The 12,373-nt window shown below is 72.3% G+C and carries 13 protein-coding genes; 6 read left to right on the plus strand and 7 right to left on the minus strand.

What is annotated here, in order from left to right; translation table 11 throughout:
* Positions 1-66 precede the first annotated feature (66 nt).
* Both greA and CXH06_RS07325 read right to left on the minus strand, forming a co-directional pair.
* Positions 67-558 carry a transcription elongation factor GreA gene (greA, locus tag CXH06_RS07320; protein WP_114854522.1) on the minus strand — a complete coding sequence of 164 codons (492 nt, stop codon included), beginning with the start codon at positions 556-558 and terminating at the stop codon, positions 67-69.
* A 202-nt stretch (positions 559-760) separates the two neighbouring features.
* Positions 761-1,153, minus strand: a complete 393-nt coding sequence (locus tag CXH06_RS07325; RefSeq protein WP_114854523.1) for a DUF4307 domain-containing protein — start codon at positions 1,151-1,153, stop codon at positions 761-763.
* A gap of 222 nt (positions 1,154-1,375) precedes the next feature.
* On the opposite strand from CXH06_RS07325, the gene mca reads away from it, so the two are divergent.
* Both mca and CXH06_RS18320 read left to right on the plus strand, forming a co-directional pair.
* Complete coding sequence (gene mca / locus CXH06_RS07330; RefSeq protein WP_114854524.1) at positions 1,376-2,287, plus strand: mycothiol conjugate amidase Mca; 912 nt, start codon at positions 1,376-1,378, stop codon at positions 2,285-2,287.
* Entirely contained in the window at positions 2,284-2,694 is a 411-nt protein-coding gene (locus CXH06_RS18320; protein ID WP_157975645.1) for a hypothetical protein, read from the plus strand. The genes mca and CXH06_RS18320 overlap by 4 nt, the downstream gene beginning before the upstream one ends.
* 14 nt (positions 2,695-2,708) lie before the next feature.
* Here CXH06_RS18320 and CXH06_RS07340 read toward each other — a convergent pair whose 3' ends face one another.
* Positions 2,709-3,530, minus strand: coding sequence for a hemolysin III family protein (locus tag CXH06_RS07340; RefSeq protein ID WP_114854525.1), 822 nt, complete (start codon positions 3,528-3,530; stop codon positions 2,709-2,711).
* 201 nt (positions 3,531-3,731) lie between these two features.
* Here CXH06_RS07340 and CXH06_RS07345 point away from each other — a divergent pair, with 201 nt between their 5' ends.
* From CXH06_RS07345 to CXH06_RS07355, 3 genes are all read left to right on the plus strand, one after another.
* Positions 3,732-4,490, plus strand: coding sequence for an isoprenyl transferase (locus CXH06_RS07345; RefSeq protein WP_114854526.1), 759 nt, complete (start codon positions 3,732-3,734; stop codon positions 4,488-4,490).
* Between the two features lie 214 nt (positions 4,491-4,704).
* Positions 4,705-6,162, plus strand: coding sequence for a PhoH family protein (locus CXH06_RS07350; protein WP_157975646.1), 1,458 nt, complete (start codon positions 4,705-4,707; stop codon positions 6,160-6,162).
* A gap of 273 nt (positions 6,163-6,435) precedes the next feature.
* Positions 6,436-7,347: a hypothetical protein gene (locus CXH06_RS07355; RefSeq protein WP_114854527.1), complete on the plus strand. Its 912-nt coding sequence runs from the start codon at positions 6,436-6,438 to the stop codon at positions 7,345-7,347.
* 150 nt (positions 7,348-7,497) lie between these two features.
* Here CXH06_RS07355 and CXH06_RS07360 read toward each other — a convergent pair whose 3' ends face one another.
* Together CXH06_RS07360 and CXH06_RS07365 are read right to left on the minus strand one after the other, a co-directional pair.
* Positions 7,498-8,913, minus strand: coding sequence for an aspartate ammonia-lyase (locus tag CXH06_RS07360; protein WP_114854528.1), 1,416 nt, complete (start codon positions 8,911-8,913; stop codon positions 7,498-7,500).
* Positions 8,914-8,983: 70 nt separating this feature from the next.
* Positions 8,984-9,895, minus strand: coding sequence for a carbohydrate kinase (locus CXH06_RS07365; protein WP_114854529.1), 912 nt, complete (start codon positions 9,893-9,895; stop codon positions 8,984-8,986).
* Positions 9,896-10,007: 112 nt separating this feature from the next.
* Between CXH06_RS07365 and CXH06_RS07370 the strand changes: the two genes are divergently transcribed.
* The gene (locus CXH06_RS07370; RefSeq protein ID WP_232820254.1) at positions 10,008-10,619 is read left to right on the plus strand and encodes a DUF4245 family protein; all 612 of its coding nucleotides are present in this window, start codon (positions 10,008-10,010) and stop codon (positions 10,617-10,619) included.
* A 49-nt stretch (positions 10,620-10,668) separates the two neighbouring features.
* On the opposite strand, the gene CXH06_RS07375 is transcribed toward CXH06_RS07370, so the two are convergent.
* Complete coding sequence (locus tag CXH06_RS07375) at positions 10,669-10,995, minus strand: exodeoxyribonuclease VII small subunit (protein ID WP_114854531.1); 327 nt, start codon at positions 10,993-10,995, stop codon at positions 10,669-10,671.
* A complete protein-coding gene (gene xseA / locus CXH06_RS07380) occupies positions 10,992-12,323 on the minus strand; it encodes an exodeoxyribonuclease VII large subunit (protein WP_114854532.1) in 1,332 nt (443 codons plus the stop codon). Before xseA ends, CXH06_RS07375 begins: the two co-directional genes overlap by 4 nt.
* Positions 12,324-12,373 lie beyond the last annotated feature (50 nt).

The following is a 12,373-nucleotide window of genomic DNA, read 5'->3' on the forward strand; positions in this document are numbered from 1 at the left end:
TGCCGGCGGCGGGGCCCTCTCGTGTGCGCGGGGCGGGGATCCGTGGGTGTCACGGACCCGCGGGCCTCACGCGCGGTACGGCGTGGCCTCGAGGATCTCGACCGGGAAGGACTTCCCGTTGGGCGCCGTGTAGTCCACGGTGTCACCGACCTTCGAGCCGTGGATCGCGCTGCCCAGCGGTGACTCGGTGGAGAACACCTCGAGCTCGTCGTCCCCGTCGGAGATCTCGCGGTTGCCGAGCAGGAAGGTGCGCTGCTTGCCCGCCAGGGAGATGCCCACGACCATGCCGGGCTCGACCACGCCGTCGTCCTTCGGGGATTCCCCGACCACGGCGTTCTTCAGCAGGCGATTGAGATCCGCGATGCGGGACTCCATCTTCCCCTGCTCCTCGCGGGCGGCGTGATATCCGCCGTTCTCCTTGAGGTCACCTTCGTCGCGAGCGGCGGCGATGCGCTCCGCGATCTCGGTGCGGCCCGGGCCTTCGAGCTCCTTGAGCTCCTTGACCAGGCGGTCGTACGCGTCCTGGGTGAGCCAGGCGCCATTCGGCTGGCTGCTCATGGGTTCACTCCTGTCGTCTTCGGTATCTCGCGCCGGGTTCCGGAGAACGGCCCCATAACGCGAATCACGGGGCACATGTCCTCATGCGCCCCGTGTGCGGGTGATGATGAACCGGTGCTTCACCGGTTCCGCGAGAGTTTACACCGCGCACCCCGGACTTCCTGTGAGGTGCGTCGCGTGCGCCCCGGTGTCGTCGGAGCGATCAGACCGGGGAGCAGTCGATGATCTCCGCGGAGACCGCCTCGCCCTGGGTGGAGATCTCGACCCGATGGGCGCTGCGACGCTCGCTCTGCGGGGGAATCGTGGTCTCGACGAATCCGACCTGCGCCCGACCGGCGTTCAGCGCCTGGATCCGGCACTCGGCCTCGGTGCCGGGGTCCATGGTCACGACGTAGTCCACCGCGATGAGGTCGTCCTCGAGATGGTCGTAGGCGACCACGTCCGACCGCACGGGGTTGTTCGCCGCGCTGACGCCGACATAGGCGACGACCGCCACGAACACCACCGCGGCCACCGCCAGCAGGACCCGCGCGGTCCGTCGGCCGATCAGGGGTCCCCCGTAGCGGTCCGCACGGCGGTCGGTGGCATCGTCCATGACGACCAGTGTCCCAGACCCCTCCCGAATGCTCGCCGGACGTCAGGACATGCCGGGCGAGGAACCGGTCACGTGGGCCGCGGTGCCCGCCGCCTCCCCGGCGCCGTTCGGGGGCGGTGGCGTAGGATCAGGCGCTGGTGCCAGTCTCCGTCGGACGCCGCGGCGCGCCGTGCGCGCCGGCCCCGGAGCCGCACTTCCGTCCCGTCGTCTGCGAGGAGTCCCGTGACCGTCCAGCTGCCTGCACCCGATGAAGCCCTGCGGATGGTGGCCGTCCACGCGCACCCGGACGACGAGTCCTCCAAGGGTGCCGGATCCACCGCCCGTTACGCCCGCGAGGGCGCCCAGGTCACGGTGATCACCTGCACCGGAGGGGAGCGGGGGGACGTGCTCAACCCGCGCCTGCGCGACGATCCCTCGCTGACTCCCGAGGCCCTGCCCGAGGTCCGTCGCCGCGAGATGGCCCGCGCCCAGGAGATCCTCGGCGTGGACCACGAATGGCTGGGCTTCGTCGACTCCGGCCTGCCCGAGGGCGACCCGCTGCCCCCGCTGCCGGCCGGCAGCTTCGCCGCGCTCCCCGTCGAGGAGGCCGTCCGCCCCCTGGTCGAGGCGGTCCGACGGCTGCGTCCGCACGTGATGACCACGTACGACGAGAACGGCGGCTACCCGCACCCCGACCACATCCAGGTCAACCGCATCAGCGTCGCGGCCTTCGACCTCGCCGCGGACGAGGGCTTCGCGCCCGAGCTCGGCGCGCCGTGGGAGGTCGCGAAGCTGTACTACATCAACGGCTTCCACCGCCAGCGCTTCGCGGCGGTCAGCCGCCACCTGCGCGGGGAGGGGACGCCGAACGAGGAGCTCGAGCAGATGCTGCAGCACTACGACGAGAGCCACGACCGCCTCCTCACCACGCGCGTCGACGTCCGCGAGTTCCTCGCGATCCGCGACGAGGCGCTGCGTGCGCACGCCACCCAGGTGGATCCCGAGGGTCCGTTCTTCCGCATCTCCCACGACGCCGAGAAGGCCGCCTGGGGCACCGACGACTACGAGCTGCACATCTCCCGGATCGGCGTGAAGCTGCCCGAGGACGATCTGTTCGCCGGGCTCCGCCCCGGCCACGTCGAGGCGCGCCCGTGAACGGTGCGGACCTCGTCCTGGCCGTCGGCGAGCTGCTGGCGAACCCCTCGCCCTCGGACGGCGAGGAGTTCAACTCCGTCACGGTCTCCCCGGGCCTGCCGGGCTTCTTCGCGACCTTCGTCCTCGCCGCCGCCATCGTGCTGCTGGTGATCGACATGACCCGGCGCACGCGCCGGGTCCAGGCCCGTGCCCGTGTCGAGGAGCGCATGCGGGCCGAGCGCGAGGCCGCGCAGAAGGACCCGGCGGAGCACGGCCCCGAGGGCGATGGGACCGGCGACCCCTCCGCCGGCGACGGCGGGCCGTCCGCCGACGGAGGAGGGGCGCCGGAGGACGAGGGCGGGTCCTCCGCCGCCGAGGACGAGCGGCCCGAGGACCAGTCGGGCGCCGGGCCCGACGCACGGCCCTGAGCTGCCCGGCGCCCTCAGAGGACGCTGACCACGACCGCCGCGAAGTGGCAGCCGAAGCCGATGAGGGTGCCCGCGTGGAAGATCTCGTGGAACCCGAACCAGGCCGGTGACGGGTTCGGCCGCTTGAGCGCGTACATGACGGCGCCGGCGGTGTAGGCCAGGCCCCCGATGCACAGCAGCCACACCACGGCCCAGCCGCCGCCGGCGAGCAGGGCGGGCATGTAGAACACCGCCACCCAGCCCAGCGCGATGTAGGCCGGGACGTAGATCCAGCGCGGCGCACCGGTCCAGAACAGGCGGAAGCACACTCCCACCAGCGCCCCGCCCCAGGCGATGCCGAGCAGGGTCAGCGCCTGCCGCTCGGGCAGCAGGGCCACGGCGATCGGGGTGTACGTGCCGGCGATGATGAGGAAGATGTTCGCGTGGTCGAAGCGGCGCAGCATGAGGGCGTGCTGCGGTGACCAGGTGCCGCGGTGGTAGACCGCGCTCACCCCGAACAGCAGTGACGCGGTGAGCACGAAGACCGCGCAGGCCAGACGGATCGCGAGCGTCTCGCCGACGGCGACCAGCAGCAGGCCGGCGACCAGCGTGGTGGGGAAGGCGATCAGGTGCAGGATGCCGCGCAGCCGCGGTTTGGGCAGCTGCAGCCCCAGCTGAGTGGCGCGGTGCGCCATCGCGCGAGTCAGCGTGCGCGGCGCGAAGGGGTGCGTCTGGGCGGTGGGCAGGTCCGCATCGGCCATGCCGTCCTCCCCGGCGGAGGGGGCGGCGCCGGCGGCAGGGCGGGGGCGGATGCTCGGAGGGCGCGGGGAACCCTCGGGGCGGGGGCCGGAAGTCATGGAGGCACCGTAACCTACGTGTCCGTAAGTTACTGGGTCGTCGGCTGTGCCCATCCGGTGTGGATTCCGCGGAACGGTCCGGTCACGGGGCCGGCGTCGTCGATAATGGGACGGTGCGGCGCACCGCGCCCGCCGCGCCGGGGGGACACCACGACGTCCGCGCGCCGGACCATCGGCGCCGATCAGGGAACGGAGGCTGCGATGAGGGACGACGGCCTCCTCTACCGCGTCTACGAGCGCCGGCTCACCAAGGAGCTCGAGACCTTCGACCTTCCCCAGCATCTGGGCGTGATCGTCGACGGCAACCGACGCTGGGCGAAGGCGGCGGGAGAGAGCACCGAGCACGGCCACCGCGCCGGCGCCGCCCGGATCATCGAGTTCCTCTCCTGGTGCGAGGACCTCGAGATCCCGCTGGTCACCGTGTGGATGCTGTCCACCGACAATCTGCGGCGCCCGCCCGAGGAGCTCGTCGTCCTCTATCGCATCATCGCCTCGACCGTCGAGCAGATCGTCGAGGCCGGTTGCCGGGTGCGCCTCACGGGCAACGCGGAGATGCTGCCGGAGGAGGTGCGGGCCGGGATCGCCCGCATCCAGGAGACGGCCGCGCCCGAGGCGAGGCTCACGGTCAACGTCGCCGTGGGCTACGGCGGCCGCGAGGAGATCGTGGATGCCGTGCGGGAGCTGGTGCGGGATCTCGGCGCACAGGGCATGGAGCCGGCCCGGATCGCCTCCGCCATCAGCGTCGACTCGATCGCGGAGCACCTGTACACGCGCGGGCAGCCGGATCCGGATCTCATCATCCGCACCTCCGGGGAGCAGCGGCTCTCCGGCTTCCTGCTGTGGCAGTCCGTGCACTCCGAGTACTGGTTCTGCGAGACCTACTGGCCGGGGTTCCGACGCGTGGATCTGCTGCGGGCGCTGCGCGACTTCTGCCGGCGCGAACGCCGCTACGGCGCCTGAGCGGCGAGATCCGGCGACGGCACGCCGGGCGCGGCGCGCGCCGGACCTGCCGCGGTCCGCGGTGTGAGCGGTGGCACACTGGGGGCACCGGGAGGTCGGCAGAACTCCGGGTGACGATCGGGTGAACGTCGGACCCGCAGCCCGCGGGACGCGCCCGATCACGGGTGCCGGCGGCGCTAGGGTCCAGGCATCCGCGCGATTTCGGGAGGCTCCCATGGATGAGACCACGACGGCCCGCGAGACGATGCCTGCCGACGCCGGCACGGCATCGCTGGGGACGAGCTTCGGCTCGGAGGTGATCGGGGCCGCCAATCCCGACGGAGCGCCCGTGGTGCCGTCGCTGCGGCCCGGTGGCCAGGAGCTGCTCCCCGACCTGGAGACCGGGCTGATCACCTATGTGCTGGACACCTCGGTGCTGCTGTCCGATCCGCTCTCCCTGCACCGCTTCGCCGAGCACGACATCGTGCTGCCGATCGTCGTGGTGACCGAGCTCGAGGCCAAGCGTCACCACCCGGACCTGGGTTACTTCGCCCGCCAGGCGCTGCGCATCCTCGACGACCTGCGGGAGCGGCACGGCAACCTCTCGGTCCCGCTGCCGATCGGCAAGGACGGCGGACACGTCCAGGTCGAGCTGAACCACATGAGCGCCGCCGCGCTGCCCGACGGCTTCCGGCTGGGGGACAACGACACCCGCATCCTCGCCGTCGCCAAGAACCTCCAGCTCGACGGCAAGAACGTCGTGCTGGTCTCCAAGGACCTGCCGATGCGCATCAAGGCCTCGGCCTCCGGCATCCACGCCGAGGAGTACCGCGCCGAGCTCGCCCGCGACCGCGGCTACACCGGCATGGTCACCGCCGGCATCGACGAGCAGTCCATGACCGACCTCTACGCCGGCCAGACCGTCGAGGTCCCCGAGGTCGCCCATCAGCCCGTCCACACCGGGCTGACGCTGACCAGCCCGCGGGGATCGGCGCTGGGCCGGGTCGCGCGGGGCAAGAAGGTCACGCTGGTCCCGGGAGACCAGACCGTCTTCGGGATCGCCGGGCGCTCCGCGGAGCAGCGGGTGGCGATCGACCTGCTGCAGGACGAGTCCATCGGCATCGTCTCGCTCGGCGGCCGCGCCGGCACCGGCAAGAGCGCCCTGGCCCTGTGCGCCGGCCTCGAGGCGGTGCTCGAGCGGCGCACCCAGCGCAAGATCATGGTGTTCCGGCCGCTGTTCGCGGTGGGCGGCCAGGAGCTCGGCTACCTGCCCGGCGACCAGAGCGAGAAGATGGGGCCCTGGGGGCAGGCGGTGTTCGACACCCTGGGCTCGATGGTCTCCCAGAACGTCATCGACGAGGTGCTCTCGCGCGGCATGCTCGAGGTGCTCCCGCTGACCCACATCCGCGGCCGCTCCCTGCACGACGCCTTCGTGATCGTCGACGAGGCCCAGTCGCTCGAGCGCAACGTGCTGCTGACGATGCTCTCGCGGATCGGGCAGAACTCCCGCGTGGTCCTCACCCATGACATCGCCCAGCGCGACAACCTGCGCATCGGCCGCTACGACGGCATCGCTTCCGTGGTCGAGGCGCTCAAGGAGAAGGAGCTGTTCGCCCACATCACGCTGCAGCGCTCCGAGCGCTCCAAGGTGGCCGAGCTGGTCACCCACGTGCTGGACGAGCCGATGCCCTGAGGTGGGGCCGGGGCTCGGGGCCAGTCGCTGGCTGCCCACGTGGGGCAGGTGCCGCGGGCCGGCTGCCGGCGCGGCGCCGGGGCAGGGGCGGCGGCGCTGGGGTCGATCCCCGAAATAGAGCCAGAATGCGTGCAGGAAAGCCCGTCATCGGGCCGACCTGTGCGCATTCTGGCTCTTCTCATCGCCGTTCCTGCCCGCTCTTGGGGAGGAGGCTCCATCCACAGACCAACGGCGGCACTGGCCCGGACCAGGTGCGCGCGATGGGATGACGGCATGGAGGTCATCGGGGTCCGGCACCGTCGACAGATCAGCGCGGAGGGCATCGCGCCAGCGGAGGTTGCGCGGTGGTGCCGCAGCGGCGCGCTGCGCAGCGTCCAACCGTGGTACGTCACCCCGGAGGCTCCCGCCGCGCTTGTCGATCTGCTCGAGCTCGGCGTGCGCCCCACCTGCATCGACGGCGCTGCCTTCCATGGGCTCTGGACGCCGATCCACAGCGGGGTGCATGTCTTCCGACCCCGCGCGGATCGTCGCGCCGCAGTGCTCGATACGGTCCGGATCCCCGCTCTCCGTCGTCAGGGCGAAGAGCTGGTCCGACGGGGACCCCACGAACCGCTGGTGCTCCACCGGCCTGTCCTCGACGCCTGGCCGGACGACGATCCGGTCCCGCCGCTCGACCTCGTGCTGAAGCACGCCGCGCGCTGCCTGCCGACGGTCAAGACGGCGATCCTGCTGGAATCGGCGGTTCACCGGGGGAGGCTCAGCCTGACCGCGGCGCGGGACCTGGTCGATGGCCTGCCCTCGCGCCTGCGCCGGCCCTTGTCACGGATCCGTGCCGATGCGGAGTCGGGCACCGAGACCGCGGTGCGATGGTGGCTGGAGGAGCGGCGGATCCCGGTGCGAGCTCAGGTGCCCTTCCTCGACGCGCACGGCGCGGCCCGTCGCGTGGATCTCCTGGTGGGGCGGAGCTGGGTGATCGAGTGCGACAGCCGGGCCTTCCACGACGATCCGGAGAGCTACGCCGCGGACCGGGACCGCGATCTGCTCCTGCGATCGCGGGGCTACACAGTGACCCGCCTGACCTGGGAACAGGTCTTCCTGACCTGGACGGTGACCCGGACGCTCCTCCGTGCGGTGCTGGATCGCGGCGATCACCGCCGTCCTGTCGAGAGCCGGGCAGAGGCGTGAGCAGGACCGAGTGATCCCCCGAACCGGTGCGCCACGCGATGCGGAGCCAGAATATGTACAGGAGGGCCTCCTGAGAGACCCTCCTGTGCATATTTTGGCTCTTCTGCCGGCCGCGCCGGCGCCGCCCGGGCTGCTATCGCGGCGCCCGGGTCAGGCCTTCGGCGCGGTCATCGAGAGCACGTCCAGCGCTTCGTCGAGCTGCGCCTCGGTGAGCTCGCCGCGCTCCACGAAGCCCAGGGCGATCACGGCCTCGCGCACCGAGATCCGCTCGGCCACCGCGTGCTTGGCGATCTTCGCCGCGGACTCGTAGCCGATCAGCTTGTTCAGCGGGGTGACGATCGAGGGGCTGGCCTCGGCGTAGAAGCGGGCCTTCTCCTCGTTGGCGACCAGGCCGTCCACGGTCTTGTCCGCCAGCACCGTGGACGCATTGGCGAGCAGACGGATCGACTCCAGCAGGCTGGTGCCCATGAGCGGGATCTGGACGTTCAGCTCGAAGGCGCCCTGGGCGCCGCCCCAGGCGATCGCGGCGTCGTTGCCCACCACTTTCGCGCAGACCATGAGCACGGCCTCGGGGATGACGGGGTTGACCTTGCCCGGCATGATCGAGGAGCCCGGCTGCAGGTCGGGGATCACGATCTCGCCCAGGCCGGTGTTCGGGCCGGAGCCCATCCAGCGCAGGTCGTTGCAGATCTTGGTGACGGACACCGCGATCGTGCGCAGCGCCCCGGACATCTCGACCAGGCCGTCGCGGGCGGACTGCGCTTCGAAATGGTTGCGGGCCTCGGTCAGCGGCAGGCCGGTCTGCTCGACGAGATTCGCGATGACCTTCTGCGGGAAGCCGAGCGGGGTGTTGATGCCGGTGCCCACGGCCGTGCCGCCCTGGGGGACCTCGGCGGTGCGGGGCAGGGCCGCCTCGACGCGCTCGATGCCGTAGCGGATCGAGGCCGCGTAGCCCCCGAACTCCTGGCCCAGGGTCACCGGGGTGGCGTCCATGAGGTGGGTGCGCCCGGACTTCACGACGTCCTTCCAGGCCTCCGCCTTCTGCTCGAGCGCCTCGGCGAGGTGGGCGAGCGCCGGGAGCAGCTGCGAGATGACTCCCTGGGTGACCGCCACGTGCACGGAGGTGGGGAAGACGTCGTTCGAGGACTGGGAGCAGTTGACGTGGTCGTTGGGGTGGACGTCGGTGCCCGAGCGGGTGGCGAGGGTGGCCAGCACCTCGTTCATGTTCATGTTCGAGCTGGTTCCGGACCCGGTCTGGTAGGTGTCCACGGGGAACTGGTCGTCGTGCTCGCCGGCGATGACCGCGTCGGCCGCGGCCACGATCGCCTCCGCGATGCGCGTGTCCAGCACCCCCAGTTCCTGGTTGGCGCGGGCGGCGGCCTTCTTGACCTGCGCGAGGGCGTGGACGTGCATCGGCTCGAGGCCCTGCCCGGAGATCGGGAAGTTTTCCACCGCGCGCTGGGTCTGGGCGCGGTACAGGGCCGAGGCCGGGACGCGGACCTCGCCCATGGTGTCGTGCTCGATGCGGTAGGCATCCTGCGATGCGTCGGGCGTGGGCTGGTTCATTCAGGGGCCTCCCTCGAGGTGGTGTGTGAGGTGTCGACGGGTGCCGGCGCGACGGGCCGGCCGAGCCGGGTCAGGCGAGTTCGTGGCTCCACGGCGGGTTGGCCCCGGCGCGGGAGACGGTGATCGCGGCGAGGCGGGCGGCGCGGCGCAGGACGAAGGCGATGTCGTCCGAGGGCGCGGCGGCCAGCGCCTCCCGGTTCTCGGCGCCCAGCAGGCCCTTCGCGGCGAGCGCATCGAGGATGCCGGCGGAGAAGGTGTCCCCGGCCCCGACGGTGTCCACGGTCTCGACGCTCACGGGGGAGACCTGCACGCGGCCCGAGCCGGCGAAGCCCACCGCGCCCTCGGCGCCGCGGGTCAGGACCGTCAGCGAGGGGCCCCGCTCCCGCCAGGAGGCGACCACGTCCTCGACGTCCTCGGTGCCGTACAGCCAGGCGACGTCCTCGTCGGAGGCCTTGACCACGTCGCTGAGGGCGATGTTCGCCTCGATGCGCTCGCGCACCGCATCCGCGGAGCCCATGAGAGTGGGGCGGGCGTTGGGGTCGTAGCTGATCGTCGCGCGGTCGCGCTGGCGACGGAGCACGTCCTGCACGGTCGTCGCGCCGGGCTCCAGCACGGCGGCGATCGAGGAGGTGTGCACGGCCTCGACCTGGTCGGGGAGGCCGGAGGGATTCGGGTCCCACACGAGGTCGAAGGTGTAGGTGGCGGCGCCGTTGGCATCGAGGATCGCCTGCGCCGTCGACGTCGGCGCCGCGACCGTGCTGCCGGGGGTCAGCGCCACCCCGGACTCGGCGAGATGCGCACGGATGGCGTCGCCGCGCGCGTCGTCGCCCACGCGGGCGAGCAGATGGGCGGAATGGCCGAGGCGGCTGAGCGCGACGGCCACGTTCATGGGGGAGCCGCCGGGATGCTCACGCTGGGCACCGTCGGCGTCGACGACGATGTCTGTGAGGGCTTCTCCGACGATGAGGAATCTCGCGGTCACCGCTCGATCATCGCAGGTTTCGGGCACGGGAGCGAATGCGGGGCCGACGGGGGCGCTCGGCGGGAGCCAGCCTGGGAATCGGATCCCCCGTGCGGCAGGGACAATGGGGGACATGCACGATGCCCCCTCCGAGAATCGTGACGCCCCCGAGTCGGCGCCACGGCCGAAGTCCGCGTACCAGCTGCCGTCGAAGCAGAACACGGTCCTGCGCAACATGCTGTGGGCGCTGGTGCTGACCCTGGCGGTGGTGGTGGTCGTCGGCATCGCCTTCTTCGGCGTGGGCAGCGATCTGGAGCGCGAGCCGCTGGAGAACTCCGCGGTGGACGTCGCCGCGAGCGCCGAGCGGGCCCAGGAGCTCGCCCCGTTCCCGGTGGCCGTGCCGCAGACGGCCGAGGGCTGGACGGAGCGCTCGGCGCGCTACACCGACGGCGGGTCCCCGCGCTGGACCGTGGAGTACACCACCGCCCAGGGCGATCACGTCACCCTCACCGAGGAGTCCGCGCTCAGCGCCCCGATGCTCTCCCAGGCCCTGCCCGGCGGTGCCGTCGAGGAGGAGCTGAGCATCGAGGGCGCCCCCTGCCAGCAGCTGCGGGGGGCGGGCTCCGGCGACGAGCAGCTCGCGATCGCCTGCGAGGGGGAGGGCTGGGGCTTCGTGGCCGCCGGCGCCGCCGATCCGGTCGAGCTCGAGGAGCTCGCCGCGGCGACGGTGACCGCGCTCGACTGAAGCGGCCCGCCGGACACGCCAGCCGCCACGGCGCTCGCCGACGGGACGCTCAGCGCTCGGGAGCGTCCCCGGCGCGGCGCGCCGCCACGGCATCGTCCAGGCGCTCCCGCGCGCCGTCGAGCCACTGCTGGCAGCGGCGGGCGAGCATCTCGCCGCGCTCCCACAGCGCGATCGAGTCCTCGAGCCCGCCCTGGCCGGACTCGAGCCGTCTCACCACCTCGACCAGCTGGTCACGGGCGGCCTCGTAGGAGAGGGCGGCGATGTCCGCGGGCAGCGGCTGCTCCGACTCGGCGGGGGTGACAGCCGGCTGTGCGGTGTCGGTGGGATCGCCCTCGGCGGCGGTGAGATCGTCCTCGGGGCTGGTGCTCGCGGTCATCGGGGCTCCTCGGTGGGTGGTGGCGGGGACGGCGGGGCAGGGGTGTACGGGTCGTGCTCGATGCGCCGGACGCCGAAGCGTCCGCCCGCGACGCGCACGGAGAGATCGTGGTCCACGGCGGTCTCCTCCGGGGAGCGGATCACGGCGCCGTCGGGGCTCTGGACCACCGCGTAGCCCCTCTCCAGAGTGGCCAGCGGGCTGAGAGCGCGCACCCGCTGCCCCAGATGGGTGGTGTCGTCCATGGCGCGGTCGAGGCGCGAGGAGATCAGCGTGCGGGCCAGGGCGAGGTGGGAGCGGATCTCGTCGGCCCGGCCGGCGAGGATCGTGGCGGGGTTCTCGAGCACCGGGCGGGAGCGCATCGCGTCCAGCGCGGACTGCTCCCGCTCGAGCCGGGCACGGATCGCGGCGCGCAGCCGGGTGCGGCCCAGATCCAGCTGCTCGACCTCCGCCTGGATGTCGGGCACGACGCGCTTGGCGGCATCGGTCGGGGTGGAGGCGCGCACGTCCGCCGCGAGATCGATGAGCGGGGTGTCCACCTCGTGGCCGATCGCGGAGACGATCGGGGTGCGGGCGCCGGCGACCAGGCGGGTGAGCTGCTCGTCGGAGAACGGCAGCAGGTCCTCGAGGGAGCCGCCGCCGCGGGAGACGATGATGACGTCGACCTCGTCGAGCTCGTCCAGCTCGCGCAGCGCCGCGGAGACCTCGCCGACGGCCCGGGTGCCCTGCACCGCGACCTCGCGGATCTCGAAGCGCACCGCGGGCCAGCGCCGCCGGGCGTTGACGACCACGTCTCGCTCCGCCGCGGACTCTCGCCCGCAGATCAGCCCCACATTGCGGGGCAGGAAGGGCAGCGGCTGCTTCCTGGACGCCTCGAAGAGCCCCTCGGCGGTCAGCACCCGCTTGAGCTGCTCGAGCCGGGCCAGCAGCTCGCCGAGGCCCACGGGGCGGATGTCGTCCGCCTCCATCTGGAGGCTCCCGCGCTTGGACCAGAACGTCGGCTTGGCGTGGACCACCACGCGCGCCCCGGGGACCGGCTCGGTGGTCAGGCCCCGCAGCACCTTCTCGCGCACCGGCACGGAGAAGGACATGTCCACGTCCACGTCCCGCAGGGTCATGAAGCTCATCCCGGAGCCGGGCCGGTGGTTGAACTGCACGATCTGCCCCTCGACCCAGAGCGGCGACATGCGGGCGATGTACTCCCCGACCTTCACCGACAGCTGCCGGAGCGGCCACGGGTTCTCCGGCGTGGTCTGCGCGGCGGTGGGGGCGAGCGCCGGGCGCGGCGCCGCCCCGTCCTGCCCGCCGCGGGGCTCGAAGCTCTCGGTCATGGGTCCACTCTGGCACGCCGCCCCGACACGGGATCGCATCACGCCCTCGC

It is taken from the genome of Brachybacterium sp. YJGR34, from assembly GCF_003347015.1.
Classification (GTDB): Bacteria; Actinomycetota; Actinomycetes; order Actinomycetales; family Dermabacteraceae; genus Brachybacterium.

Bases quoted from the DNA above. Each gene is read 5' to 3' on its own strand.
- CXH06_RS07325 (WP_114854523.1), bottom strand. From the start codon at position 1,153: ATGGACGATGCCACCGACCGCCGTGCGGACCGCTACGGGGGACCCCTG.
- CXH06_RS07340 (WP_114854525.1), bottom strand. From the start codon at position 3,530: ATGACTTCCGGCCCCCGCCCCGAGGGTTCCCCGCGCCCTCCGAGCATC.
- CXH06_RS07360 (WP_114854528.1), bottom strand. From the start codon at position 8,913: ATGAACCAGCCCACGCCCGACGCATCGCAGGATGCCTACCGCATCGAG.
- xseA (WP_114854532.1), bottom strand. From the start codon at position 12,323: ATGACCGAGAGCTTCGAGCCCCGCGGCGGGCAGGACGGGGCGGCGCCG.
- CXH06_RS07350 (WP_157975646.1), top strand. From the start codon at position 4,705: ATGGATGAGACCACGACGGCCCGCGAGACGATGCCTGCCGACGCCGGC.
- CXH06_RS07370 (WP_232820254.1), top strand. From the start codon at position 10,008: ATGCACGATGCCCCCTCCGAGAATCGTGACGCCCCCGAGTCGGCGCCA.
- CXH06_RS07375 (WP_114854531.1), bottom strand. From the start codon at position 10,995: ATGACCGCGAGCACCAGCCCCGAGGACGATCTCACCGCCGCCGAGGGC.
- CXH06_RS07355 (WP_114854527.1), top strand. From the start codon at position 6,436: ATGGAGGTCATCGGGGTCCGGCACCGTCGACAGATCAGCGCGGAGGGC.
- CXH06_RS07345 (WP_114854526.1), top strand. From the start codon at position 3,732: ATGAGGGACGACGGCCTCCTCTACCGCGTCTACGAGCGCCGGCTCACC.
- greA (WP_114854522.1), bottom strand. From the start codon at position 558: ATGAGCAGCCAGCCGAATGGCGCCTGGCTCACCCAGGACGCGTACGAC.